Genomic DNA, 25778 nt, shown 5'->3' with positions numbered 1-25778 from the left:
TGGGCGAAAGCGCAAGAGCGGCACGTGTTGGTATGTGAGTATTTTTACAGCAATGAAGCAGCGGCGCGGCACTTAATAGGCGTGCGCGCGGCCGTCCCATGTTTCGAAACAGCCGGTTGTGGTCAAAGACAGGGCCGCAAACCGATCTGAGAGGCCTTTTGCGGATTGCTCCGCGCTGATTTCGGCCCCCGTGCCGCCCATATCGGTTTGCACCCAGCCGGGGTGGTAAATGCCGACTGCGATGCCAACAGATTTGAGATCGGTGGCAAGATTGCGGCCAAGGTTCAGTGCGGCGGCTTTGCTGGCTCGGTAGATGTAAGAACCGCCCGGCGCGCGGCTGTGCGAGGCCATTTGCGACGAGATGATGGCGATTTTACCGCCCGCGTCGCCGCTCTGGAGGGCGGGCAGCAACGCCTGAACCGTCAGAAACACGCCGGTGACGTTGACGGCAAATTCTGTCGCCCACATCTCGCTTGGGTATCCGTCGGCAAGCGATTGACCTTTGTCCAAATACAACCCGGCGTTGCAGACCAAGAGGTCGAGGGAGCGGCCCGACAGGGTCTTTGCCAACGCAGCCGGAGCATGTGGGTCCAACAGGTCGAGCGGGAGCAATCCATCGCCGCCTTTGGTCGAGGTGCCGATGACCTCATAACCCCGAGAGGTCAGCTCGTGCGCCAAAGCTGCGCCGATGCCGCGCGACGCGCCGGTGATGAGAGCGATTGGGGGCTTGGGGGGCATGTCAGTTCATCTTACGTTTGGGCAGGAAGGGCAGGGGCAAAATCGGCACGCCGTCTTCGAGCAATGCTTTGGTGTCCTCAAAGTTTGCTTCGCCGTAAATCGCGCGCGCCGGGGCGTCGCCAGTATGAATTTTACGGGCCTCATCGGCGAATTCGACACCGACATAATCGGAATTTTGCTCCACTTCGGCGCGCAGTTTCGCCATGGCACGTTCGATTTGCTCAGGCGTCGGGTGATCCGGCGCGAGGGGCGCGGTGTGTGAGGTGATTTGAGCTGGGGCCGGGTCTGGCTGGGCCGAGGGCGCGGCTCCGGTGGCACGTGTGGTGCTCACCCTCGGGGCCATCATCGCCTTGGTGACCTTCTCCGAGCCACAGATCGGACAGCTCACCTGAGCCTGTGCACAAAGTGTGTCAAAGGCGTCAGCCGAACGAAACCAGCTTTCGAACTGATGGTCTTGGTCGCATTTAAGCATGTAACGGATCATGGCGGGGCGATCATAGGGGAAGGGCAGGGTTCAAACATACCGCCCGTGTTCGGGCTTGGCAATCCTGTGGGGCATGTGCCGCAAACTCAAGGCACTGACAGCGCGGCGATCAGAGGCGGTAGTGACGCGGATCGAAATGGCGGATGATTTGGGCCAATTCCGGGTCATCGACCATCTCCACGGCCTTTTTGAGGGTCACCCATTTGCGTTTACGCTGATCGGCTTCGGGATATTTGTCAAACACCCAGCGCGCTTTGAGTGGAAAGACGGCGACGACACAGGGCATCGGGGGGTGCCCATCGCGCGGATATTTCAGGTAGGAATACAGCCCGATGCAAATCGGCGCAGGGCGACCTTTTATGCCCGCCTCTTCCCACGCTTCGGTGGCGGCAGCTTGCACTGGGGTCTGGCCATCCATCGGCCAGCCTTTGGGAATGATCCAGCGCTTACGGCGGCGCGATTTGATCAACAAAACCTGAACTTTGTCTTTGCGATAGCGCCACACCAACGCACCAAACTGGGTGCGCACGCTGTCTTTGGTGCTGCGCCCGAGTTTGACCGGATGCTGTCTGGCTCTGATCATCGACATAGGTCCGTGGTTCTCCTGCCCCTTGCTGAGTGCAACAGACCCTCCCAAGCCAATCACGCCCCAGCATGGACGAGCAGTACCAAAGCCGTATGACACTCGGAAAGAAAAATCGCGTCTCTAAGATATGAGCCGCAAAAATCTCTTATGACAATGCTTTTAATTTGGGCACATCGGCCAAAGCGGCCCAAAATGCTTCTTGCTGGGCTGCGGCCCCACGCAAAGGCGCAAGTGCGGCATGGGCGGCCTCTGCCATTGCTGTCGCGCGGGCTGGCTCGTTCATCAAGCCCCGCATGGCCTCGGCCAGGGAGGCCGCATCGGTGATTTCAAGCGCAGCCCCTGCCGTGTCCAGCGCGCGGTAGGCGGAGAGGTGATTGGACACAAAGGTGCCATGTAGGATGGCGGTGCCACATTGGGCCGGTTCAAACGGGGTGTGACCACCGAGATTGATCAAAGAGCCACCAATGAAACTGATGCCTGCGAGCCCGTACCACAGCGGCATTTCGCCCAAACTATCCGCCAGATAGACGGGCGCATCGCCAAGGGCATCGCCTTTGGAGCGGCGGGCAAAGGCAAACCCGGCGCGGGTCAATTCGGTTGCAATTGTGTCGGCGCGGGCGGGATGACGCGGGGCCAAAATCAGCCGCGCATGCGGGTGGGTTTGGCGCAGGCTGTGAAATGCCTCAAGCACAGGGCGCTCTTCGCCCGGATGGGTCGAGGCGGCCAAAACCGTGGTGACTCGGTCAAACTGCGCCGCAATGGGGTCGGCGTTTTTCAGCGGCGCGATGTCAATGTCGACCGTACTTTTGAGGTTCATTTTCGGCAAAAGGGCGGCGGGCGGCAGGCCTAGTTGCAACAGGCGCTGTTCCGAGGCGGTGTCTTGGGCGGCAAGGCGGGTGATGGCGGCGATGGTGGGGCGGATGACGCCGCCAAAGATCGGCACCATTTTTTCCCAGCGCTGGGCGGTGCGGTCCGACATGCGCGCCCCTGCCACGATCACCGGGATGGCGTTGCGCGCCAAAAGGGCAAAGCGATTGGGCCAGATTTCGTTTTCGATCGACACAAGGGCCGCGGGCTGTGTGGCGCGGATGAAGCGGCGCAACACCGGGCGCAGATCGAAAGGGGCGAGCCGGACGGTGACGCGCGGCAAGGCCCAATCGCCGACCATCTTACGCGCCGTGACAGTGTTGGTCGTAACCAGAATCTCAAGGTCAGGGGCGCGGCGCAGGGCCTCTTCGATCAGGGCGCGCGCGCCGGTGAGTTCGCCATTTGAGGCCCCATGGACCCATAGCATTGGCGCGCGGGAGGTCGGGCGCGCGGACAGGTCCGTCCCAAAGCGCTCCGCCAAATCCGACAAGCGCTCGCGACCACGCAGCAGTTGGCGCAGCATGAGCAGCGCGAAAAGCGGGCTGAGCGCGGTCAGAAGAAGGCGATAGATCAGCAAAAAGCCCCCGATGGCTATGGGTTTGGTCGATGCGATGGGTTCGCTCCGGCTTACGCGGGAGGCGCAGAGTTGGCAAGCGCGTTGCGATCGGGATCTGTCTCGCACAGGCTTGAGAATTGGCGGTCTTGAGAGCTGTCCGAGGCAAAGCGCGCCCCTAAGCAAGGTCAGGGGCGCGTGATCGTGAGAGCGCTTACTGCGCCACGCAATCGGCAAAGTAATGCGACACGCCGTCTGGGCCGATCTCATGCACCAGACCATGAATATCGGTTTCAAACCCCGGACATTCGCGCGCGAACTCGCGGTTGAATTTGAGGTAATCAACGATCTTTTTGTTGAACACCTCGCCCGGAACCAAAAGCGGAATACCCGGCGGGTAGGGCGTGACCAGACTGGTGGTGATGCGGCCTTCGAGGTCGTCAATCGGCACCCGCTGCGTGGTGCGCTGGGCGATATGGGCGAAGGCATCAGAGGGCGTCATCGCCGGGGTGTGATCGCTCAGATAGATGTCGGTTGAGAGGATCGCGACGTCATATTTGGCGTAAAGCGTGTGCACATGTTGGCACAGATCGCGCAGGCCCATTTGTTCATAGCGCGGATGCTTGGCGCAAAATTCCGGCATGGTCCGCCACAGGGGTTGGTTGCGGTCATAGTCGTCCTTGAACTGTTGGAGCGCGGCGAGAAGCGTGTTCCAACGACCTTTGGTGATGCCGATGGTGAACAGGATGAAGAAGCTGTAAAGCCCGGTTTTCTCAACAACCACCCCATGTTCGGCCAGGTATTTGGACACGATCGAGGCCGGAATCCCGGTGTCTTCAAACCGCCCATCCAAATTCAGGCCGGGGGTGATCAATGTGGCTTTGATCGGGTCGAGCATGTTGAAACCCGGCGCCATGTCGCCAAAGCCGTGCCATGCGTCTTTGCCATCCACCGGTTGAACGCCATCGGCGTCGGTCTTTTTGAGCACCCAATCCTTGGTCGCGCCCATGCCCTCGTCGCCGATCTCATCGGGGCCCCAGACCTCGAACCACCATTCGCCCTCACCAAATTCGGCATCGACCTTGCGCATGGCGCGGCGGAAATCGAGCGCCTCAAGGATGCTTTCCTCCACCAAAGCGGTGCCTCCCGGAGGCTCCATCATCGCCGCCGCGACATCGCAAGACGCGATGATCGAATATTGTGGACTGGTCGAGGTGTGCATCAAATAGGCTTCGTTAAACAGGTGGCGATCCAGTTTGGTATCAAGGGAGTCCTGCACCAAGACCTGACTGGCCTGCGAAATGCCCGCCAGCAATTTGTGAATGGATTGCGTGGCATAGGTCACGGAATGCTGGTTGCGGTCACGTTTGCGGCCCATCGCGTGATAAGTGCTGTAGAACGGGTGAAAGGCGGCGTGCGGCAACCAGGCCTCATCGAAATGCAGGTTCTCGACATAGCCATCGAGCAGGTCTTTTATGGTCTCGGTGTTGTACAACACGCCATCATAGGTCGACTGGGTCAGCGTCATGATCCGCGGTTTGACCGCATCGGCATCGACGCCCGCAAGCAACGGGTTGGCGCGGATTTTGGCCTTGATCGCCTCGGGTTCGAACTCGGATTGCGGGATCGGGCCGATGATGCCGTAATGGTTGCGCGTCGGTTTCAAAAACACCGGAATGGCGCCGGTCATGATGATCGAATGCAGGATGGATTTGTGGCAATTGCGATCCACGACGACCACGTCGCCGGGGGCCACGGTATGATGCCAGACCATTTTGTTCGAGGTCGAGGTGCCGTTGGTGACGAAAAAGCAATGATCGGCGTTGAAAATGCGCGCGGCGTTGCGCTCAGACGCGCCAATCGCCCCGTTGTGATCAAGCAACTGACCGAGTTCCTCAACCGCGTTGCACACATCGGCGCGCAGCATGTTTTCGCCGTAGAACTGGTGATACATCTGGCCGATGGGTGATTTCAAAAACGCCACGCCGCCGGAATGTCCGGGGCAGTGCCATGAATAAGACCCGTCTTCGGCATAGTCCAACAGCGCCTTGAAAAACGGCGGTTGGATGCCTTCGAGGTACTGTTTGGCCTCGCGGATGATGTGGCGGGCAACGAATTCCGGCGTGTCTTCAAAGGCGTGAATGAAGCCGTGCAATTCGCGCAGGATGTCATTGGGCAGGTGGCGCGAGGTTTTGGTTTCGCCGTAAACGTAGATCGGCACATCCGCGTTTTTCCACCGCACTTCCTCGATGAAATTTCGCAGGTTCAACACCGCCGGATCAAGATCGGGACCGGGGCTGAACTCTTCGTCATCAATCGACAACAAAAACGCACTGGCGCGCGATTGTTGTTGGGCAAATTGCGACAGATCGCCGTAGCTGGTGACGCCCAAGACCTCAAATCCCTCGCTTTCAATCGCCGTCGCCAAGGCGCGGATGCCAAGGCCGGAGGTGTTTTCGGATCGAAAGTCCTCGTCGATGATGACGATGGGAAACCGGAATTTCATGACATTCTCCTATCGGGGCATTCGGTGATATTTTGATCAAACGAATAAGGGGTTTGCCCCAGATTTCTGTACGCAGTTGCGCCGGACTATGGTGTGATTTGCACGGCTATGTCCAGACGCCGTCATCAACGCAGAAGTGTTGTTGCGCGGGTGCTGGAGGGCGGGGGGTGTGTGCAAAGCCGGGCGCGCACAGACAGGTTGCAACGCGCCCAGAAGGTCCATGGAGCCCCCTGTCAGTCGCCGATCCGTTGCCAGGTGTCGCGGCCAATGACGCGACAGCCATTGGGGCTCACGCCCAACATCGCAACAGCGACATCGGGCAAGATGATTTCGATCGTATGGTCAAAACGGATCAGATCAGGACGGACTACGTCCAGCACCAATGACAAACGCGATCCGCCTCCCGCGCCCTGTGGAATTTGGTCAAAAACTTCGGGCGACACGTCGGTCTGCCAGCGGTTTTTCCCGGTTTGGGTCCAGCGGGCCTTCATCGTGTGCGACATCTCTAATGTGTTGGGATCAAAAGGGGAGGAAAACGTCATTCGGCGGGTGTCCCCCGTCATCCCCGGCAGCGCGCCGGGCGAGTTTGGGAACGCTTGCGCCACCATCGGCGGACAGCCTTGCATGCGGGTCGGGCCGATGTTGGCCTGCCAAAGACCATCGCGCGGGCCACCCCCCTCTGGGTCATCCGGGAACAGAACGACGGGCGTGTTGGGCGTGGCGGGTTCACCTTCGGGGAACAGGTCTTCGGGCAGGCCGGGCATATTTGGGCGACAGCGGGCTGGGCCGATAAAGGCGATCCGCTCGGCCCCAACCAAGACCTGTACTTCGGCGAGCGTCACCTCGGCCAGATTGATGTTGCGCGTGGTGCGGGCGTTTGCGTCGATCAAAACCGCACGGCCTTCGACATACTCATCGACAATGGCCGCTACGCCGCCGCTGGCATAGACGTCCGTGGCAGGCGTTTCATAGGTCAGCGTGTCGCCGCGAAATGTCAGGATCGGCGGATTGCAATTTTGCGCCGTGGCCGGTGCGGCGGCCATCACGGCAAGACATGTCAGAAGGGCACGCATGGATCAGTTTCCTTCCAGTTGCGACAACAACGCGTCAAGCGCGGCGGGGTTGGTGATCGGTTTTGGCGCATCGACTTTGTCGGCAATGGCGTTGCGGACATCCGCCGCGCTGCCCTGCACCAAGGTGGAGGCGATCAACCCGATCTCATCGGTTGCGATGTAGGGCGTGAAGGCGCATAGCGTCCCGACGCGGGTCGCAACACAGCTGTCTCCCCCGCTCTGGTTCAGCCCGATCCGCTTGGCATTGCCCGCAGGGTCTTTGTCGGTGAACCAGGTGGAAACGGTGCCGTCTGGCCGACGGGTCATCACCTCGACGGACCAGCTTGGCGGCAGGATGCCGGCGATCTGCACGTTGGGCTGTTCAAAGGGGCAGGCGGCCTTTAAAGAACAGCGTCGCAAGACCTCACCCGGCATATAGGATGACGCAGTGGGTGACGCTTCAGTGGCCAGCGTGCCCAGCACATACCCCATATCCGGCATCGCGCCGTTGCCGCCCGCCGCTGCGGCTCCCATCAGGGCCTCCATCGCGCGCGCGGCATTGGGGTCCTCTTTGGCCAGATCTGAGATGATAGTCGCCATCGCCTCGGCCGGGCTGGGAAGGTTACGGGGCGCGGTATCACGCAACAGCAGTTTGAGCATGTCAAACGTCGCCAGGGTCTCTGCGCTGGCGGGGTCAAAGTGACAGAGTAGGCCGGGCTGGACCTCAAGGCAGGGCCCGTTCGTCTTGAGCCACTGACGCGGGTTCAGGATGACGGTGTTCTCGGGCGCATCAGGGTTGAAAAAACTCATGCGGACCAGCCCCCGATCCCCGCCTGCCACATAGGCTTCACGGGTCGGAACATCGGTGACCCAGCCTGCGGGCAGGACGCCGATGATCTGTGCCTCGGGGTCCTCGAAACTGCATTGGACCGCATCATCACAGGCAAATCCGATGTCATCTGAGAGGGGCGGTTCGATGTCGGTGGCCATATCGACGGCCATATCGGTGGGCATGTCACGCGGGATCGTGAAAGAGGCGGACCCGCTGGCGCTGACGGTGATTTGGCCAAAATATGTCGCCCCATCGGCCACGCCGTTGACCCCCCAAAGGCCTTCATCCAGCACCGTGATCCAAGGTCCAGAAATGGCGGCCCCCGAGGCGATGGGGCTTTCGCCCTCGCGACCAATGGGAACGAGCGTCCAGTCAATCGGCTGACCCTGCGCCCCGTCGGCGGCAATCACCACCTGCACCACACCCGATCCGGCCTGCGGCGCATCCTCGCCCATGCCGCAGCCGCTGTCGTCATCACAGCGCGCGGCTTGGGTCGTTTGGGGCGTCGGTGCGGCGGTGTTTGTATCTGCACCTGTGGCGCGGGCGTCCTCGTCAAAATCCACCACAGTGCCGACCGTCAAGGGCAGGCGGGTCGCAACCTGATGTGCGTCATCAAGGCCGCCAAAAATATAGACCAGCTCATATTCCCCCGGCTGTGTTGGTGCCAAAAGCGGCTTGGCAGGGCCATAGCGATTGTCAAAAAACTCGGCCAGCGGGACGGTGTTGTCCCAAGAGACGCGTTGATCGTTCAGCCGAATTTCAAGCCAATCGTCGCTGCCCATGCCGCCGGCGATGGTCACTGGAATCTCGGCCCCCGGTTCCACGGCGGGCGGGGCGGTCAGCGTTACATCAGGGCGCTCCACAAAGGTCACGATAAAGGCTTTCATCACCGCGTCTATCGGCAGCTCGGCGTTGCGACTGAAGGTCAAAAGATAATCGCCCGGTTCCGGCGGCGCACGAAACGCCCCGACATGGCCGCCAAGGGTGCTGTCTTGGCTCGCATAATCAGAACGCCGATCCGTTGTGGTGGCGGCATCCAAGGGCAACAGGGAGAGGATGAAATCACCGCCGCCAGTGGCCAAGCCTTCCTGACGCACGCGGTAGGGCAGCAATGCGTTGACCCCCACCCGAAACGCGCCTGTCGGAGCGGGCATGTCGAGTGTGGGCAAAAGGCCCTGAAACGGCACATAAACGGTGCGGCTGTCCCCGGCGGCCACGGGCACCACGATCTCGCCATGGCCCATCTCGCCCGCATCGGCGATGATCCGGTAGTCACTGGCGATCAGGTCCACGCGCAGAGCCGCCGCTTGGGTGAAATCCAAGGTGCCAAGGGCGCTCATGGCCCCGGTTGCCAGGTTTTCGGCACTGAATTGCACCCGGTCCGGACGTCCGGCACTGTCGGCGCGGATGGTGAGATTGAGCGTCGCCTGATCTGCGGGCAGGTCATCGGCCACAACGGGCGCCGTGGTGCGGATCAAGGCGTCGGCCAGTTCGGTGCCAGACTGGGTCGATAGAACAAGCCCGCCCGTGGTGTCGGCAACACAGGCGATCTGGGCCATTTCGGTCTCAGTGAGGCCAAACCCCACCACATGTGCGCGCACAGGAATGCCCATCGCGGCCAAACCGGACGCGACCGCGCAGACATTGCCGCCACAGGTTTCCAACCCGTCCGTGATCAGAACGATATCCGCCTCTTCGCTGTTGACGGGGATTTGCGACGCCGCCAGTTGCAGGGCGTCGGCCAAGGGCGTCTTGCCGCGCGGGTTCAGCGTCCGCAGCCGGGCGCCCAATCCCGCAGGGTCTTGTCGCCCGACCGGGGCCAGCACTTCGATGTCCGTACAATCGCCTTTGCGGGTGTGACCATAGGCGATGACGCCCAAAGGTTGTGCCGGATCGCGCGCCGCCAAGAAATCGCTCAACACGTCGCGCGCCACTTCGATCCGGGAGGTGCCATCGTCCAGTTGCGACCACATCGACCCTGAGGCATCCAGGATCAGCACCGAGGCCCTGTCCTGGGCCGATTCTTGGGCCGATGCCATCATCGGGAGCGACAAGAAGAGGGCGGCCATCAGCCCCTTAAACGCTGTGCGCATTTTAAAGTCCTTTGAACGATTCGTGACTTGTGACACCAAAATGTCCTTGAAACAGAGCCGCTCCGCCGCTTTATTTCAATGTATGGTTTTCCATAGGTCTCGCGATGCATGTCGAAGATATCTACCATCTGCTTGCCACAGGTGCGTGTCCCGAGGCCTGTTGGGGCGCCGCTCGGCGTTATCTTGACCATCTGGGATTCGATCGCGTTATCTACATTGCCCAGAACGGCGTGGCAGACGGGCCCAGTGTGCGCACAACGATGCCGGACGGGTTTCAGAGCTTTTATGTGGACAATGGCTACGCGCAGGACGATCCCTTCTTACAGTATTGCCTGACCTCGCCTGTTCCGGTTGACACCGGCAAAGCCCATATGAATCAATACGCGTATCTGACCGGGCGGCAAAAAGACCTGATCGCGGCGGCGGGCGATGCGGGGTTCAACGCCGGGTTTTCTGTGGCGACACGCTATCCCACGACGCGCAGACCCGAAGGCTGGAACCTTGGCTCCAGCCAGTCGATGCATGAGGTCGAGGCGATCAAGGGGGCGCATCTCGCACAGATCAAGCCTGTGCTGTTTGGGCTGAGTGGTCGGCTCGCCACAGATGGCCCGACCGTTGTTCTGAGTCCGCGCGAGACCCAATGTCTTGATCTTCTCAGCGCGGGATTGCGGATCAAGGTGATTGCAATGGAGCTTGGGATCAAACCCGTCACTGTCGACATGCACCTGTCTAATGCCCGCAAAAAAATGAACGCGCCGACGACGAAATATCTGCTCAAGACCTATTGGGACGCAAAGGCGCGACGTCATGGGCGCGAAGTTCATGGGCGCGACGTCACGGGCGCGGCTGAGTGAGAGGCGCAATTGAACGAGGCCCCTGTCGGTGCTGGGCCAGTGGCCCCCGCATGAGCGCGCTTAGATTTATTATGATGAATTAGGCTCTACCCAAGCCCTACCGCCTCGGTTAGAAAATTATCATGATGAAAAATACAGCCCCTCCGATCAGCCCGAAAGTCACCGATCCGAAAGTCACCGATGCACCGCGCGCGCTTAAGCGGTCGCGTCCTGTTCAGGTCGCTGATCAGATCAAGCGCTGGGTGGTCGAACGCGATTTGCGCAAAGGCGACAAGTTACCCAACGAGGCCGAAATGATCGCGCAATTCAAAGTGTCAAAAGGCACGGTGCGCGAAGCGATGCGCATCCTGGAAGCGCAGGGGTTGATCGTCACCAAGACCGGTCCCGGCGGGGGCAGTTCGGTGGGCGAGGTGAGCAAGGATCGCGCCATGTCTTTGCTCGGCAATTACTTTTACTTTAAGGATTTGTCCCTGTCTGACATCTACCAAATCCGCAAATTGTTGGAGCCGGAAATGGTGGCCAATCTTGCGGGCCATTTGGATGACAGCACGTTGGCGGAATTGCGCGCAATGGCGCATCAGTACCCTGAGCCCGCGCGCTCGCCCGAAGAGGAAAAACAACAGCACATCTCTTCGCTGGCCTTTCATGCGCGGCTTGCGGAGGCTTCGGACAATGACTTGTTGGGCTTTGTCATCGCTTTCATGGCGCGGATTTTGGCGGATTTGACGGTTTATCGACGGTTATACGCCGCGCCCAACAAGGAGTTATGGGAGCGGGGGCGGCGTCACCAGATTGAGCTTGTCGATGCCTTGGAGCGCGGCGACGGTCCGGGCGCGCGTGCGATCATGCTGTCGCATATGGAGGGTGCTGAAACGATGATGAACGCCCAGGAAATGCGGATCACCCGCGAGTTTATGGCTGAAACACCAACATCCTGAAGTCTTTTGCGAAACGCTTCAGGGCTGTTTTCTACGTGATCGGCGCGGGCGCGACGGGGCCGACCGGCGCACGCGTGCGGTCGGTTGTGACCGGGACTTCCCCCAACCAATGCACATAGGGCGGCTGGCTGACCTTGTTGGCAAGGGCCGCGAGATCGTCCAGCGGCGTGTCGCTTTGGTCAATCCTAAGGTCGATTGGCGGGGCCTTTGGGTTGAGGATCAAGAGGGCGGCGGATTGCAATCCGCGTATGTCGCTGCCTGTGGATTCGGCTGCGCGCAGGGCGGACAAAAGCCGGGAGGCGGGCGCGCCGGTGCTGTTTCGGAACCTCTCGGCCATGGCCTCTAAGACAGCGCGTGATTGGATCATGTTCCCGGCCACAATCAGGTTTGGGGTGGCGATGACATCGGCAAAGGCAACGCTTTCAGCCCCGGTGAAACCCGCCGTGCCGCCGGAGCGGTCCAGCACAGAGAGTTGACGGTGATCGCGGCCTGTGTCCGCCGCTGTCAGCGATGCGACCACATCGGTGGCGACCGCTCCGGCATATAATTGGCGCATGGCATCGTCGCGCCAGAATGTACTGGGCGCGGTGCCCTGAGAGGCGCAAAGCCCCGATTCGATGTCACCCCGCAACACCCAGCCGCCAACGCAGAGGCTGCCTGTCGCGGCGGCCCCAGCGTAAACGCCTGTTTTTTCGTCATATGTGAGAATGGAAAATGTCATGATGCGACCTCTAACACATTTGCCTTGAATTTATCATGAGAATTTGTCCAAATGCAATTAATCATTATAAATAGAATGCAACAGAGAGGATATCCCATGACTTTCCGAGCCCTTTCCCGCCGCGCCCTGCTTGCGGCGACCGCGGCCACGGCGCTGGTGCTGTCGCAGGGCGGCGCACAGGCGCAAACGCCCGAGAATGTGCTGATCGTCGGTCAAATTGCGGAGCCGCAGGCGCTTGACCCGGCGGCGGTGACGGCGGTCAATGATTTCCGCATCCTGATGAACATGTATGACGGTCTGGTGCGCTACAAAGACGGCACGCTTGAGGTTGAACCCGCTTTGGCCACCGACTGGACGATTTCCGAGGATGGTACGGTCTACACCTTCACCCTGCGGGAGGGCGTGATGTTCCATGATGGCAGCGCCTTTGACGCAGAGGCCGTGAAGTTCAATTTTGAGCGAATGCTGGATGAGGCGCACCCCTATCACAACACCGGCCCGTTCCCGCTGGCGTTCTTCTTTTCGGCGGTCGAGAGCGTCGATGTGATTGATCCCCTGACGGTGGCCTTTACGCTCAACGCCCCCTACGCCCCATTTTTGTCCAACCTCGCCTATCCGACCGGCCTGATTGTCTCGCCCGCTGCGGTCATGGAATATGGTGCCGATTTCGGCCGGCATCCGTCGGGCACGGGGGCGTTTTCCTTTGGCGAATGGCGCAGCAACGAGGCCGTCGTGGTGCAGGCCAACCCCGAATACTGGGACGGCGCACCCAAGCTTGAAACCGTGGTGTTCCGCCCGATCACCGATGCCAACACCCGCTCGGCCGAGATGCTGGCAGGCGGGATTGATCTTATGGTCGAAGTGCCGCCCGTGGCACTGAGCGAGTTTCAAAGCGACGCCTATACCGTCTATGAACAGGCGGGGCCGCATGTCTGGTTCCTGATCCTCAATGCCAAAGAAGGCCCCTTTGCCGACAAGCGCGTGCGTCAGGCGGCGAACTATGCGATCAACAAAGAGGCGATCGTCAATGACGTGCTTGAAGGCACGGCAGAGGTCGCCGCGGGTCCAACGCCGCCCGCATTTGCCTGGGCGTATAATACCGATCTCGATCCCTATCCCTATGACCCCGCGCGGGCGCGGGCCTTGCTCAAAGAGGCGGGGGCCGAAGGCGCGGAGCTGACATTTTATGTCACCGAAGGCGGTTCTGGCATGCTGGACCCTGTCGCCATGGGCACCGCGATCCAGGCCGATCTGGAGGCCGTGGGGCTCGACGTGAAAATCGAAACCTACGAGTGGAACACCTTTTTGGGCAATGTGAACCCCGGGCTTGAAGGCAAGGCGGATATGGCGGAAATGGCGTGGATGACCAATGACCCGGACACGCTGCCCTTCCTCGCGTTGCGCACCGAAGCCTGGCCAGACAAGGGCGGTTTCAACTCCGGCTATTATTCCAACCCCGAAGTGGACGCCTTGCTTGATGCGGCCCGTGTCGAGACCGATCAGGACGAACGCGCGCGGCTCTATCAGGAGATGCAGGTGATCGTGCAAGACGATGCACCTTGGGTGTTCGTGGCCAACTGGAAACAAAACGCCGTGACCTCTGATCGCGTTGAGGGCTTTTCGTTGCAGCCTTCGTTCTTCCTGCTTTTGGATGATGTGACCAAAAATTGAGGGTAGGCGGCGCGATCTCTTGCGGGGTCGCGCCACATTGAGGGGGCGATCACATGACCGGATATATTCTCAAACGGCTCGTCTCGGCGATCCCGGTGCTTTTGGGCATCAGCGTGATCGTGTTCTTGATCATGGCGATGATCCCCGGCGATCCGGCGACGGCGATCCTTGGCTCTTATGCCACGCCTGAAAACGTCGAAAAGCTGAACCGTGATCTTGGCTTGGATCAGGGCTTGGTGCCGCGTTATTTCATTTGGCTCGGCCATATGGTGCAAGGCGATTTCGGCCGCAGCTTTGCGCTCAACCGTCCGGTGTTGGACGAGGTGCTTGACCGTTTCGGGGCGACGCTGATCCTTGCGGGCACGTCCTTTGTGTTGTGTTCGCTCCTGGGCGTGGCGGCGGGCGTGGTGTCCGCCGCGCGTCAATATGGATGGGCCGACAAGGCGATCACCTTTGTCGTGCTTTTGGGCATTTCGATCCCGTCGTTTTTCCTCGGTATGATGATGATCCTGATCTTTGCGGTGCAATTGCGGTGGTTTCCGGTCTCTGGCATGTGGCCCATTTATGGCGATCGCACGGTGTGGGTGTTGCTCAATCACCTGTTCATGCCTGCCCTCGCGTTGGCGGTGGTGGCGACCGGGGTGATTGCGCGGTTGGCGCGCTCGGCCATGCTGGAAGTTCTGCGACAGGATTTCATCCGCACGGCGCGGGCCAAAGGTGTGCGCGAACGGCGCGTGATCTGGCGCCATGCGTTGCGCGCCGCGATGGTGTCGATCATTCCGGTCTTGGGCATTCAGGCCGGGTTTGTGCTGTCTGGCGCGGTCTATATCGAGATGGTGTTCCAATGGCCCGGCGTGGGCCGGATGTTGGTCGATGCGATCCTGAAGCGGGATATTTTATTGGTGCAGGGCGGGGTGGTGTTCATCGCGGCCTGTTATGTGATGTTCAACATCATGGTGGATGTGGCGCAGGCCATGCTCGACCCGAGGATCAAAACATGAGGGGCTTTGTGACATTGCTGGCGCGCAACCGATTGGCGCTTGTCGGGCTGATCGTGATCGGCTGTGTCGCGCTTTTGGCCCTGATCACGCCGCTTTTGCCATTGGCCAACCCGAATGTGATCGACACGCCCAATCGCTTTCAACCGCCGTTCAGCGCCGGGGCGGTTTTGGGCACAGACCATTTGGGTCGCGATCTTCTCAGCCGGTTGCTCTGGGGCACCCGCCTGAGTCTTGCCATGGGATTGGCCGCGGCGATGATTGCCGCGACCATCGGCTCGGCCATTGGCATCATCGCGGGCTATTACGGCGGGCGCACCGATAATGTGATCATGCGCGGTGTCGATATGCTGATGGGGTTTCCTTATATTCTTCTGGCGCTGGCGATTGTCGCCGCTCTTGGGCCGGGCCTGATGAATGCGCTGATCGCGGTGGCCGCAGTCAATGTGCCGTTTTTTGCCCGTAACATTCGCGGCATCACCGTTGGCATCGCCCATAAGGAGTTTGTCGATGCGGCGCGCCTGTCGGGGATGCGCAACCGCGAAATCATCCTCAGCGAAGTGTTGCCCAATGTCTTGCCGGTCATCGTCATCGCCATGTCGACGACCGTGGGCTGGATGATTTTGGAGACGGCGGGGCTGTCGTTCCTTGGTCTCGGCTCGCAGCCTCCGCAAGCCGATCTTGGCTCGATGCTGGGCGAGGCCCGTTCGGCGCTGATCACCCATCCACACACCTCGATTGTGCCCGGCGCGATGATTTTGGTCATTGTGATGGGGATCAATCTGTTGGGCGACGGGGTGCGCGATGCGCTTGATCCGCGGTTGAAATCCGGCGCGCTGAGCCGCCCGATGCCTGCCACCACGGTCGATCGTCACGGTCCTGTGCCAGTCGCGCAGACCGACAGTCTTTTGGATATCGCCGGGTTGCGCACGGAGTTTCGGGTGCGTGATCGCGTGTATAAAGCTGTGGGTGGCGTCGATCTGCATGTTGAGCGGGGCGAATGCCTTGGCATCATCGGCGAAAGCGGGTCGGGCAAATCGGTGACCGCCCTGAGCGTGATGGGGCTTGTCGCCTCGCCTCCGGGTGTGATCACTGGCGGTGCGGTGCATTTCGACGGCACGGATCTTATCGGTGCACCTTATGAGGTGTTGCGCGCTCTGCGTGGGCGTCGCGTGGCCTATATTTTTCAGGACCCTTTGGCGACATTGCATCCGCTTTATAGGGTGGGCGATCAGTTGATTGAAGCGATCCAGACCCATGACCCCCTGTCAAAAGAGGCGGCCCGTACCCGCGCGATTGATCTGCTCAAATCGGTGCGTATCCCCAATGCGGAGAGCCGGATCGACAGCTATCCCTATGAAATGTCTGGCGGAATGCGCCAAAGGGTTGGGATTGCCATGGCGCTGGCCAATGACCCCGACGTGATCATCGCGGATGAACCAACCACTGCGCTTGATGTCACCGTGCAGGCGCAAATCCTGTCGGTGCTCAGCGACCTGCGGCGCGCGCGTGGTCTGGCGATCATTTTCATCACCCATGATTTCGGTGTCGTCGGCCAATTGTGCGACCGTGTGGCCGTGATGTATGCAGGCCAGATCGTTGAGGAAGGTCCGACCGAGGCGGTTCTGCGCAACCCGCACCACCCCTACACCAGCCGCCTGATCGATTGTGTGCCGACCTTGGGCGGCGGGCAACGCAAACTGGCCGCGATTCCGGGGCTGCCGCCTGTTGTGGACAGATTGCCCGTGGGCTGTGCTTTTGCCGAGCGTTGTGACAAGGCCGAACCCGCCTGTCGCGCAGATGCGATAGCGCTCATGCCAACGGGGGCGGGCCGCAAGACTCGCTGTCTTTTCCCCGAAACCAAACAGGAGCGCATCGTATGAGTGAGGCCCTGAGACTGACCGATCTGTCAAAGTCCTTTGCGGTCGGCAAACGCCTGTTTGGGCCACCCAAAGCGATGGTTCATGCGGTGCAGCCGCTGAATTTGACAGTGACAACCGGAGAAACCTTGGGGATCGTGGGCGAGTCGGGCTGTGGCAAATCCACATTGGCAAAAATGCTTGTGGGTCTTTTGCCGCCCAGCACCGGCCAGATTGAAATCGAAGGCGCGGTTTTGGACAATGCCGACCCCGCGCTTTTTGGCAAGCGCATCCAATATGTGTTCCAAGATCCGATCAGCAGCCTCAATCCGCGCAAGACCATTCGGCAGATCATGGAGGTGCCCCTGCGGCGGTTGCACCAAATGGACAAAGCCACCCGTGCCGCCCGTATCCACGAGATTTTCGCCGCCGTGAACCTGCGTGAGGAGTTTCTTGATCGCTACCCGCATGAGTTTTCCGGCGGTCAGGCGCAACGGATCGGCATTGCCCGCGCCTTGGCGGCCCAAGCGCGGATTTTGATTCTGGACGAACCGGTCTCTGCGCTTGACGTATCGGTGCAGGCGCAGGTTTTGAACCTGTTGGCAGACCTCAAGGAGACGTTCGGCCTGACTTATCTGTTCATCAGCCATGATTTGGCGGTGGTCGAAGCGGTCAGCGACCGCATCGCCGTCTTGTATTTCGGGGCGATTGTCGAAGTGGGGTCCGCGCGCGAAATTTTTGCCAATGCACGCCACCCCTACACCGCGCTTCTGGCCGCAAGTGCCCCCGAGGTCGGTCGTCCCATTGTGGCGCCCGAGACCGCGGCCACCGAATTGCCCGATCCGTTGTCGCCGCCTTTGGGCTGTGCGTTCAACGAGCGCTGCGGCTTTGCAACGGATCGGTGTCGCGCCGAGAAACCGGCGCTGACCACCGATGAAACCGGGCGCGCCTTTGCCTGTTTCAATCCTTTGTCAAAAGAGCGCTGAACCAAGAGCGATTTTCCGATTGGCGAAGAATGCGCGCCCGTCCACGGGCAGGGGAGCGATCTCTGACCGGGATGGGCCGCCGTTGTTTTTAGACTTCACAGCGCCGAGGAATCCCATTAGGAAAAACCCGCTTTGGTCCGGGCGGTTCGCCGTCCGGTTAAAAGGGAATGTGGTTCGGTTCACCCAATGGGTGCCAAGTCCACAACTGCCCCCGCAACTGTAGGCGGAGAGCGAAGCCGGAAAATGCCACTGTCGCCCATTGGGTGACGGGAAGGTTCGGCCCAGCGATGACCCGTGAGTCAGGAGACCTGCCAAGGTGCTCACCCTGTTCGGACGCGTGGGGCGTGCCGGGCTGCGGACGTTCCGCATGTGGTGATTTCACCGTCTGCGGGGGGTCACTTTCCCTCGACTGACATTGTTCACATCCGCGACCATAAAGGGTCGTTTTCGAGGGTTATACATGAACCGCTTTACAGTTTTGGCCGCATCCGCTGGCCTGCTCTCACTCTCCGCGCCGGTTGCCGCACAGGAGACATTCGTTTTGGACGAGATCATCGTCACCGGCGGGTTGTCCCCGATTGCTGCCGAAAAATATGGCCGTGCCGTCAGTGTCGTCACCGCAGAAGACATCGAAGAGCGCGGCATCACCACGGTGCAGGACGCCCTGCGCGCCTTGCCCGGCGTGTCGGTCAATGGCACTGGCACAAGTGACACCCAAATCCGCATCCGCGGTGGCGAAGGCAACCACACGCTGGTCCTGATCGACGGCATCGCCGCCGCCGGGGGCGACGGGGAATATATTTTCAGCGGTCTGGAAACCGCCAATATCGAGCGCATCGAAGTGCTGCGCGGGCCGCAATCGGTCTATTACGGCTCAAACGCCTCCGCCGGGGTGATCAACATCATCACCCGCAAAGGCTCGGAGGGCACGACATTGAATGGCAGTCTTGAGGTTGGCTCCGGCACCACTGCGAGCACCTTTGTGGCGCGTAGGGACGCGCGCGGCGGTGTGTCTTTGGCGCTGTCGCACATGGATGATCCGGGCTTTGATCTGTCCGGCGATGGTGGGGAAAAGGACGGGCTGACGCGCTCCACCGCGATCCTGTCGGGCGATTATCAGGCGACAGATGCTCTGAAACTGGGCTTTACCCTGCGCCGCTCTGAGGAACGCTACGAATATGACAGCGACAACTGGATGGCGACGGATGCGGAGTCTTATATCGTGGACGATCCCACGCAGTATGCCAATCGCGATGAGCTGACTGCTGGCGTCTTTGGCGAATACAGCATGATGGAGGGGCGATTGACCCACCGTCTGGCCGTTGAAACCACCCAAAACAGGTTGAAAAACAATGGCGGAGCCACCACCAAGACCACCACAGATGCGGTGAAATACCGGCTCAGCTATGGCATTGACGGCGCGGTGGATCAGGCGGATCAGCTTCTGAATCTGCTGCTGGAACATCGCGAGGATGACAGTACTCTTGACCCGGCCTATGGCCGCGCGGCGACATCGGTGGCACTCGAATATCGCGGCAGCTTTGCTTCGGGGCTTGATGTTCAGGCCGGGGCGCGGTTCGACGACAACGATGTGTTCAAGGATGCGACAACATGGAACCTCGGCCTGTCCTACCTCTTGGACAATGGCGTGCGGCTGCATGGGTCTGCGGGCGAGGGCGTGGTCAATCCCGCTTATTTCGAACTCTATGACAGCTATGGCGGCACCGGAAACCCGGACCTGCAACCGGAGCGCAATCTCAGCTTTGATCTCGGTGTCGAGCTGCCGATCTTTGGCGACCGGGGGACAGTGGATGTGACCCTGTTCAAGGAGCGCCTGACGGATGAAATTACCGCTGTCAGCACCGATCCGGGGTACACCTATATCAACCAGACCGGGAACAGCGACCGGCGCGGTGTCGAGATCGCGGGCGCGCTTGAGGCCACCGACGCGCTGTCTCTGCGTCTTGGCTATACCTATCTTGAGGCCAAAAACCCCGACAACAGCGTCGAAATCCGCCGTCCGCGCCATGAATTGACACTTGGCGGTACGCTTGACGCCTTTGGTGGGCGCGGTGCGGTGTCCGCCGATCTGCGTCATGTGGCGGGCAATTACGACTGGGGAAGCAATCAAACGGTCAAATTGCCCAGCTTCACCACCGTCAATGTGGCGGCGCACTATGATCTGACCGACCGGGTGCAACTCACCGGGCGGGTCGAAAATCTCTTTGATGCGGAGGCCACCGAGGTCTGGGGCTATGCCACGCGGGGCCGCGCGGTTTATGTCGGGCTCAATGCACAGTTCTAGGTCCATTTTGGGTTTTGCTCTGACGGGGGTGTTGCTTTGCTGTGCCCCCGTCATGACGCGCGCGGAGGTCCCCGCGCGCGTTGTCTCGCTGAACCTGTGCACCGATCAGCTTGCGATGATGTTGGCGGCACCGGGGCAATTGAGGTCGGTGTCGTTCTTGGCCTCCGATCCGCGCTCTTCCGCGATGGCGGACGAGGCCAAAGCCTATCCCGCCAATCGCGGTCAGGCCGAAGAGATTTACCTGATGCAGCCCGATCTGGTGGTCGCCGGAGCGTATACCTCTCGCGCCACCGTCGCCTTACTGCAACGCTTGGGCGTGCGGGTCGAGATTTTCGCGCCTGTCACCGCACTGGGCGACGTGCCCGCACAGATCGCGCGGATGGGCGACGTTTTGGGCCAACAGGACAAAGCCGCAGAGGTCATCGCGACCTATGACGCGGATTTGAAAGCCTTTCGGGAGGAGGGGGGGCGCAGTCCCACTGCCGTGCTCTATGAGGCCAATGGCTATACCCCAGGGGCGCAAAGCCTGTCGGGGCAAATTTTAGCCACGGCAGGGTTCACCAACCTGGCCAACGAGGCAGCCTATGCCTGGGGCGGGAACATGCCTCTTGAGGTGTTGGTGATGAAGGCCCCCGAAGCGGTGATCACCAGCCGTCCCTATCCGGGCGGCTCGCGCGCCGAAGATATTCTGAGCCATCCTGCCCTGCGCGCCACCCAAAACAGCCGCAGAGAAGGCAGCGTGTCCGATAGCGATTGGGTCTGCAGCACGCCATATGTTTTGCGCGCGGTCGCGCAGATGGTAAGCCTGCGCCATACGCTGACAAACGGAGAAGATTGATGCGCCTCCATGTGATCCTTTTGATCCTGATGGGGACGCTGTTTGGCGTGGCCTTGATGATCGGCCCGGCAGGCATTGCGCCGCTGGACAGTCTGCGCGCGCTGATCTTTGGCGGCGATGGCCCCATCCCGTTGGTGATGCGCGAAATCCGCCTGCCACGCGCGCTTTTGGCGCTGATGATCGGGGCGGCACTTGGCATGTCGGGGGCGGCGATGCAGGGCTATCTGCGCAACCCATTGGCCGATCCGGGGCTGATCGGCGTGTCGGGTTCGGCGGCTTTGGGCGCGGTGATCGCGATCCAAACCGGCATCGCGGCCACTACCACTTTGGCGCTGCCGTTGTCGGCGCTGGCGGGCGCGTTGATTGGGGTGGTCTTGGTGCTGATACTGGCGGGGCCGCGTGGCGGGTCGCTGACGCTGATCCTCGCGGGCATCGCGATTTCGGCCCTTGCCGGGGCTTTGACCTCTTTGGTTTTGAATCTGTCCTCCAATCCTTTTGCCGCCAATGACATCGTGTTCTGGATGATGGGCTCGCTGGCGGATCGGTCGATGACCCATGTCTGGTTGGCGCTGCCGTTGATTGTGGTGGGGTTGGGGATGTTGGCGCTGATGCGCCGGGGGCTTGATGCGTTGACATTGGGCGAAGATGCGGCGCAGGCGATGGGGATCAACCTTGTCCAACTGCGCCTGTTGTTGGTGTTTGGCACGGCCTGCGTGGTCGGTGCCTCCACCGCCGTGGCGGGGGCGATTGGGTTTGTCGGCCTCGTGGTGCCGCATATGTTGCGTGGCTGGGTCGGCGCCCGTCCGGGGCGGCTGCTCTGGGCTTCGGCTCTGGGGGGGGCGGTGATGCTCCTGGCGGCGGACATTGTCGTGCGGGTGATTTTGCCCATGCGCGATCTGAAACTTGGCGTGGTGACGGCACTGGTCGGCGCGCCGCTGTTCCTGCATCTGATTTATCGCACACGGAGGGGGCTATGACGTTGCTTTCCGTCGAAGGACTCGCCGTTTCGCTCGGTGGCAGGGCGGTGTTGCAAGACGTCTCCCTGACTGTGGACAAGGGCGAGGTCGTTGGGTTGATCGGGCCAAATGGCGCGGGCAAGACCACGCTTATGCGGGCTATTTTGGGGATTTTGCCGCATCACGGGCGTTCGTCTTTGGCGCAATTGCCGCCGCGGGCGCGCGGCCGTGCCGCCGCGTGGATGCCGCAATCGCGCGAGATTGCTTGGCCGGTGTCGGTTGAAACACTGGTGGCGCTGGGCCGCACACCGCATCTGTCGCCGGGGCAACGCGCCAGTGCCGAGGACCGTGCGGCGGTGGACCGGGCGCTGGCGCGGATGGGGTTGACCGCGTTCCGTCAGCGCATCGTCACGGCCTTGTCAGGTGGCGAACAGGCCCGCGTTTTGATGGCACGTGCGCTGGCGCAAGACGCGCCGCTTTTGATGGCTGATGAACCGATTGCCGGGCTGGACCCGGCGCATCAAATTTCGACCATGCGCACGTTTTCAGCCCTTGCCGCCGAAGGTCAGGCGGTGATCGTGTCCCTGCATGATCTCGGTCTTGGCGTGCGCCATTGCACGCGGCTGATCGTATTGGATCAGGGCCGTATTGTCGCTGATGGTGCGCCCGCCTCGGTGCTGACGCCCACGCTTTTGCGCGATACATTCGGCATTTCAGCTTGGTTCGAGGTCACGCCTCAAGGCCCGGTTTTCCAACCGCTCGAGGTGCTGGAATGACTGTCGCGCTGAACCGGCCTTGGCTGTCTTTCGATCTCGGGCAGGAGATGCAGGTGCTCAGCTGGGCGCTGAACCGTCCGGGGTTTGTCGCCGCGCGGCGCATCCTATGGCGTGAGGTCCGCAACGCCGATCTGACCGAAACGCTGAATGCGCGCGATTGGTTGCTGGGCGAGTTGGCCGGGCTTGACGCGCAAGAGGCCGTGGCCTTTTTGACCTCGCGCGATGTGCGGCGTTTTCAACAAACCGAGGCGGTGGTGGACGGCATTTGCGCCACCTGCGTTGCCACGGTTGGCCTGTCCAATGCGGAGCGTGTGGGGATGCGCGTGCTGCGGCCTCACGATGCCTGGGGCACGATCAACATCGCGGTGCGGCTGAGCCATGGTCTGTCGCAGGCTGGGTTGATTGAGGCGCTCACGATCATCGCCGAGGCCCGCACCGCCGCCATTCTTGATGCTGCCTTGCCGCTTGAGAGCATTGGCGGCACGGCCACCGGCTTTGCCACTGGCACGGGCACCGATTGTATCGCGGTCGCCGCACCTGTCGGGGTCGACGATTATGCTGGCCTGCACACGGCGGTGGGTGAAGCGATCGGGGCCACCGTCTATCGCGCCACGCTTCAAGGCGCTCAGGACTGGCTGGTGGATCGCCAGCATTTTTCATAGGGCTTGTACAGAACGCGCATCAGGGGGGCGATTTGTGACGCGGGTGCGATTGGCAGTCATAGCATGTTGCCCCGATTTCTGAACGTCAAAGCGGGACGTTTGTGCGCGATTCCGGTCGGATGGGGTAAAGTCACCTTCGCTTGAGCATCTATTGTAATGTTATTACATTTTGTATAATCAGGTTGAGCGTTATAAAGTAACATGGAATCAGCGATGCCCCGACTCACTGTCTCGCCCACATGCCGCGCTGATCTGTCTCCGTAGGGCAATGTAATGTAATGTGATCACATACTTATACCTCCTCCCCAAAAACCACCGCGCCCTGTCAAAGCAGCGGCGCGCATGACGAAAGGTATCAAATGCAAGATGCAGTTATCATTGGCGGCAGCTTCGCGGGGCTGACCGCCACGCTTCAACTCGGGCGCGCCAGCCGATCCGTCACAGTGATCGACGCCGGGGTGCCCCGCAACCGAAACTCATCCGGCGCGCATGGTGTGGCGGGGTGGGACGGTCTCTCGCCCAGTGCAATCCTTGAACGGTTCCGAGCCGACCTGAGGGCCTATCCGAGCGTCACGCAGCGCAGCGGTACGGTTACAGCAATCCATGGTGAAGAGGGCGCGTTCTCGGTGACGCTTGCGGATGGCGAAAAAAGTGCCGCAAAACGCATCATTCTGGCTCATGGCGTGCGCGATATTTTACCGGACATTCCCGGTCTCGCACAGGCTTGGGGGCAGACCGTGCTGCACTGTCCCTATTGCCACGGCTATGAGGTCAAGGGCGCACCGCTGGCCGTTCTCGCCACACATCCGATGAGCGCGCATCAGGCCTTGATGTTGCGGGCCGATTGGAGCGCGCAGGTCACCCTGATCACCGGTGGGATGGAGGGGCTTGACCTCGACGTACTGGCCACAGCAGGGGTTCAGATTGAGACCAGAGCGCTGGAGACCGCAACCGCCGATGCCACGGGCATAGACCTCAGCCTGAGCGGCGGCGCCACCGCGCGCTTTGCGGCGCTGTTTGTCGGCCCGCGGACAAGCTTGGCGGCCAGCCCGGCAGAACAGCTTGGTTGCGCCTCGGCCGACGGGCCGACGGGGTCGTTCGTTAAGGTTGGCGCGATGGCCCAGACCAGCGTGCCGGGCGTGTTTGCCGCAGGCGATCTTTCCCGCCCGATGCCCAATATCAACTTCGCCCTTGCGGATGGCGCGCAGGCGGGCACGGGCTGCCATGCCTCGCTGCTGTTTCCCGATCTTGTCACACCCTTGGAGGTCACCCCATGACCGATACCCGCCTTCCCGTCACTGTTTTGTCCGGCTTTTTGGGCGCGGGAAAGACCACGCTTTTGAACCGCGTGTTGAACAACCGCGAGGGGCGGCGTGTGGCGGTGATCGTCAACGACATGTCAGAGATCAACATAGACGCCGATCTGGTGCGCGAGGGTGGGGCGAACCTCAGCCACACGGATGAGACCTTGGTTGAGATGTCGAATGGCTGCATCTGCTGCACCCTGCGTGATGATCTTTTGCAAGAGGTGCGGCGGCTGGCCGAGGATGGGCGGTTTGATTACCTGCTGATCGAGTCGACCGGGATTTCCGAACCTCTGCCCGTGGCCGCGACGTTTGATTTCCGCGACGAGGCGGGTGAGAGCCTGTCGGATGTGTCGCGCCTCGACACGATGGTGACCGTGGTTGATGCGGTGAACCTGTTGCGGGATTATTCCAGCCATGATTTCCTGCGTGACCGGGGCGAGACATTGGGCGACGAAGACGAGCGCACACTGGTCAATCTGTTGGTCGAACAGATCGAATTCGCCGATGTGGTGATCCTCAACAAGGTCGGTGACGCCGAGCCGCATCAGGTGGACGCGGCACGCAAGATCATCCGGAGCCTGAACGCCGACGCGCGGGTCATCGAGACCAGTCACAGCGTGGTGCCGACGGAGGCGATCCTTGATACCGGGCTGTTCGATTTTGACAAAGCGCATGAACATCCGATGTGGGCCAAGGAGCTATACGGCTTTGCCGATCATGTGCCCGAGACTGAAGAATACGGCGTCACCAGCCATGTCTACCGCGCCCGCCGTCCGTTTGAGCCAGAGAAAATCATGGCCGTGTTGAATGGTGAAATGAGTGGTGTCATCCGCGCCAAGGGGCATTTCTGGATCGCGACACAGCCCGATTGGGTGGCGGAGTTCTCGCTTGCGGGGGCTCTGTCTTCGGTCAAGCCGCTGGGCACATGGTGGGCCGCAGTGCCAAAGGACCGCTGGCCGGATCATGAGGGTGCGCGCGACTATATGGCCGCGCATTGGGCCGAGCCTTGGGGCGACCGCAGGCAGGAGATCGTCTTTATCGGCTCGGGGATTGACTGGCCCGCGCTCAAGGCGCGTCTGGACGCCTGTCTTGTGCCCGAATATCTGGCCGTGGGTCCCGATGCACGGACCGATCTGCCCGATCCGTTTCCCGTCTGGCGGCGAGCGGCGGTGGCATGAGCTATCATCACCATTGGC

At 60.9% G+C, this 25778-nt stretch carries 21 protein-coding genes and 1 riboswitch; of the genes, 13 read left to right on the top strand and 8 right to left on the bottom strand.

The window, feature by feature from the left end; all coding sequences use genetic code 11:
- Nucleotides 1-72: 72 nt before the first annotated feature.
- From B30_RS05715 to B30_RS21285, 7 genes are all read right to left on the bottom strand, one after another.
- Nucleotides 73-738 (bottom strand): SDR family NAD(P)-dependent oxidoreductase, encoded by a 666-nt coding sequence (locus B30_RS05715; protein ID WP_009571077.1) that lies wholly within the window; start codon nt 736-738, stop codon nt 73-75.
- Between the two features lies 1 nt (nt 739).
- Nucleotides 740-1222 (bottom strand): DUF1178 family protein, encoded by a 483-nt coding sequence (locus B30_RS05710; RefSeq protein ID WP_009571075.1) that lies wholly within the window; start codon nt 1220-1222, stop codon nt 740-742.
- A gap of 109 nt (nt 1223-1331) precedes the next feature.
- Entirely contained in the window at nt 1332-1811 is a 480-nt protein-coding gene (locus B30_RS05705; RefSeq protein ID WP_009571074.1) for an NUDIX hydrolase, read from the bottom strand.
- A 142-nt stretch (nt 1812-1953) separates the two neighbouring features.
- Entirely contained in the window at nt 1954-3252 is a 1299-nt protein-coding gene (locus B30_RS05700; RefSeq protein ID WP_009571073.1) for a 3-deoxy-D-manno-octulosonic acid transferase, read from the bottom strand.
- Between the two features lie 190 nt (nt 3253-3442).
- Nucleotides 3443-5734: an arginine/lysine/ornithine decarboxylase gene (locus tag B30_RS05695; protein ID WP_009571072.1), complete on the bottom strand. Its 2292-nt coding sequence runs from the start codon at nt 5732-5734 to the stop codon at nt 3443-3445.
- A 233-nt stretch (nt 5735-5967) separates the two neighbouring features.
- Nucleotides 5968-6807, bottom strand: coding sequence for a hypothetical protein (locus B30_RS21290; protein ID WP_009571071.1), 840 nt, complete (start codon nt 6805-6807; stop codon nt 5968-5970).
- A 3-nt stretch (nt 6808-6810) separates the two neighbouring features.
- Nucleotides 6811-9711: a vWA domain-containing protein gene (locus B30_RS21285; protein ID WP_009571070.1), complete on the bottom strand. Its 2901-nt coding sequence runs from the start codon at nt 9709-9711 to the stop codon at nt 6811-6813.
- A 104-nt stretch (nt 9712-9815) separates the two neighbouring features.
- Here B30_RS21285 and B30_RS05680 point away from each other — a divergent pair, with 104 nt between their 5' ends.
- The gene (locus tag B30_RS05680) at nt 9816-10565 is read left to right on the top strand and encodes a LuxR family transcriptional regulator (protein WP_009571069.1); all 750 of its coding nucleotides are present in this window, start codon (nt 9816-9818) and stop codon (nt 10563-10565) included.
- Nucleotides 10566-10690: 125 nt separating this feature from the next.
- Nucleotides 10691-11503 (top strand): FadR/GntR family transcriptional regulator, encoded by an 813-nt coding sequence (locus B30_RS05675; protein WP_009571068.1) that lies wholly within the window; start codon nt 10691-10693, stop codon nt 11501-11503.
- Between the two features lie 31 nt (nt 11504-11534).
- Here B30_RS05675 and B30_RS05670 read toward each other — a convergent pair whose 3' ends face one another.
- Nucleotides 11535-12224, bottom strand: coding sequence for a DUF1028 domain-containing protein (locus tag B30_RS05670; protein ID WP_009571067.1), 690 nt, complete (start codon nt 12222-12224; stop codon nt 11535-11537).
- Nucleotides 12225-12320: 96 nt separating this feature from the next.
- Between B30_RS05670 and B30_RS05665 the strand changes: the two genes are divergently transcribed.
- The 11 genes from B30_RS05665 (at nt 12321) to B30_RS05615 (ending at nt 25760) form a co-directional block, all read left to right on the top strand.
- Entirely contained in the window at nt 12321-13895 is a 1575-nt protein-coding gene (locus tag B30_RS05665; protein ID WP_009571066.1) for an ABC transporter substrate-binding protein, read from the top strand.
- A 53-nt stretch (nt 13896-13948) separates the two neighbouring features.
- Nucleotides 13949-14896, top strand: a complete 948-nt coding sequence (locus B30_RS05660; protein WP_009571065.1) for an ABC transporter permease — start codon at nt 13949-13951, stop codon at nt 14894-14896.
- Nucleotides 14893-16776: a dipeptide/oligopeptide/nickel ABC transporter permease/ATP-binding protein gene (locus tag B30_RS05655; RefSeq protein WP_009571064.1), complete on the top strand. Its 1884-nt coding sequence runs from the start codon at nt 14893-14895 to the stop codon at nt 16774-16776. The genes B30_RS05660 and B30_RS05655 overlap by 4 nt, the downstream gene beginning before the upstream one ends.
- Complete coding sequence (locus B30_RS05650; protein WP_009571063.1) at nt 16773-17738, top strand: ABC transporter ATP-binding protein; 966 nt, start codon at nt 16773-16775, stop codon at nt 17736-17738. Before B30_RS05655 ends, B30_RS05650 begins: the two co-directional genes overlap by 4 nt.
- 116 nt (nt 17739-17854) lie before the next feature.
- Nucleotides 17855-18068: riboswitch (cobalamin riboswitch) on the top strand.
- A 130-nt stretch (nt 18069-18198) separates the two neighbouring features.
- Nucleotides 18199-20043, top strand: coding sequence for a TonB-dependent receptor plug domain-containing protein (locus B30_RS05645; protein ID WP_009571062.1), 1845 nt, complete (start codon nt 18199-18201; stop codon nt 20041-20043).
- Nucleotides 20030-20881, top strand: coding sequence for an ABC transporter substrate-binding protein (locus tag B30_RS05640; RefSeq protein WP_040401973.1), 852 nt, complete (start codon nt 20030-20032; stop codon nt 20879-20881). The genes B30_RS05645 and B30_RS05640 overlap by 14 nt, the downstream gene beginning before the upstream one ends.
- On the top strand, nt 20881-21858 hold the full coding sequence (locus B30_RS05635; RefSeq protein WP_009571060.1) for a FecCD family ABC transporter permease: 978 nt from the start codon (nt 20881-20883) through the stop codon (nt 21856-21858). Before B30_RS05640 ends, B30_RS05635 begins: the two co-directional genes overlap by 1 nt.
- Complete coding sequence (locus tag B30_RS05630; RefSeq protein ID WP_009571059.1) at nt 21855-22613, top strand: ABC transporter ATP-binding protein; 759 nt, start codon at nt 21855-21857, stop codon at nt 22611-22613. The genes B30_RS05635 and B30_RS05630 overlap by 4 nt, the downstream gene beginning before the upstream one ends.
- Nucleotides 22610-23275 (top strand): adenosylcobinamide amidohydrolase, encoded by a 666-nt coding sequence (locus B30_RS05625; protein ID WP_009571058.1) that lies wholly within the window; start codon nt 22610-22612, stop codon nt 23273-23275. The genes B30_RS05630 and B30_RS05625 overlap by 4 nt, the downstream gene beginning before the upstream one ends.
- Before the next feature lie 359 nt (nt 23276-23634).
- The gene (locus tag B30_RS05620) at nt 23635-24552 is read left to right on the top strand and encodes an NAD(P)/FAD-dependent oxidoreductase (protein ID WP_009571057.1); all 918 of its coding nucleotides are present in this window, start codon (nt 23635-23637) and stop codon (nt 24550-24552) included.
- Nucleotides 24549-25760 carry a GTP-binding protein gene (locus tag B30_RS05615; RefSeq protein WP_009571056.1) on the top strand — a complete coding sequence of 404 codons (1212 nt, stop codon included), beginning with the start codon at nt 24549-24551 and terminating at the stop codon, nt 25758-25760. Before B30_RS05620 ends, B30_RS05615 begins: the two co-directional genes overlap by 4 nt.
- Nucleotides 25761-25778 lie beyond the last annotated feature (18 nt).

Source organism: Celeribacter baekdonensis B30 (genome assembly GCF_000299875.1).
GTDB classification, from domain to species: Bacteria; Pseudomonadota; Alphaproteobacteria; order Rhodobacterales; family Rhodobacteraceae; genus Celeribacter; species Celeribacter baekdonensis_A.
The sequence above is the reverse complement of the archived record's forward strand: the minus strand, read 5'-3'. Positions and strand labels throughout refer to the sequence as shown.

Coding starts and splice junctions, on each gene's coding strand:
- B30_RS05715 (WP_009571077.1), bottom strand. CDS start 738: ATGCCCCCCAAGCCCCCAATCGCTCTCATCACCGGCGCGTCGCGCGGC.
- B30_RS05635 (WP_009571060.1), top strand. CDS start 20,881: ATGCGCCTCCATGTGATCCTTTTGATCCTGATGGGGACGCTGTTTGGC.
- B30_RS05670 (WP_009571067.1), bottom strand. CDS start 12,224: ATGACATTTTCCATTCTCACATATGACGAAAAAACAGGCGTTTACGCT.
- B30_RS05695 (WP_009571072.1), bottom strand. CDS start 5,734: ATGAAATTCCGGTTTCCCATCGTCATCATCGACGAGGACTTTCGATCC.
- B30_RS05665 (WP_009571066.1), top strand. CDS start 12,321: ATGACTTTCCGAGCCCTTTCCCGCCGCGCCCTGCTTGCGGCGACCGCG.
- B30_RS05675 (WP_009571068.1), top strand. CDS start 10,691: ATGAAAAATACAGCCCCTCCGATCAGCCCGAAAGTCACCGATCCGAAA.
- B30_RS21290 (WP_009571071.1), bottom strand. CDS start 6,807: ATGCGTGCCCTTCTGACATGTCTTGCCGTGATGGCCGCCGCACCGGCC.
- B30_RS05710 (WP_009571075.1), bottom strand. CDS start 1,222: ATGATCCGTTACATGCTTAAATGCGACCAAGACCATCAGTTCGAAAGC.
- B30_RS05640 (WP_040401973.1), top strand. CDS start 20,030: ATGCACAGTTCTAGGTCCATTTTGGGTTTTGCTCTGACGGGGGTGTTG.
- B30_RS05650 (WP_009571063.1), top strand. CDS start 16,773: ATGAGTGAGGCCCTGAGACTGACCGATCTGTCAAAGTCCTTTGCGGTC.
- B30_RS05615 (WP_009571056.1), top strand. CDS start 24,549: ATGACCGATACCCGCCTTCCCGTCACTGTTTTGTCCGGCTTTTTGGGC.
- B30_RS05645 (WP_009571062.1), top strand. CDS start 18,199: ATGAACCGCTTTACAGTTTTGGCCGCATCCGCTGGCCTGCTCTCACTC.
- B30_RS05630 (WP_009571059.1), top strand. CDS start 21,855: ATGACGTTGCTTTCCGTCGAAGGACTCGCCGTTTCGCTCGGTGGCAGG.
- B30_RS05625 (WP_009571058.1), top strand. CDS start 22,610: ATGACTGTCGCGCTGAACCGGCCTTGGCTGTCTTTCGATCTCGGGCAG.
- B30_RS05660 (WP_009571065.1), top strand. CDS start 13,949: ATGACCGGATATATTCTCAAACGGCTCGTCTCGGCGATCCCGGTGCTT.
- B30_RS05655 (WP_009571064.1), top strand. CDS start 14,893: ATGAGGGGCTTTGTGACATTGCTGGCGCGCAACCGATTGGCGCTTGTC.
- B30_RS05620 (WP_009571057.1), top strand. CDS start 23,635: ATGCAAGATGCAGTTATCATTGGCGGCAGCTTCGCGGGGCTGACCGCC.
- B30_RS05705 (WP_009571074.1), bottom strand. CDS start 1,811: ATGTCGATGATCAGAGCCAGACAGCATCCGGTCAAACTCGGGCGCAGC.
- B30_RS05680 (WP_009571069.1), top strand. CDS start 9,816: ATGCATGTCGAAGATATCTACCATCTGCTTGCCACAGGTGCGTGTCCC.
- B30_RS21285 (WP_009571070.1), bottom strand. CDS start 9,711: ATGCGCACAGCGTTTAAGGGGCTGATGGCCGCCCTCTTCTTGTCGCTC.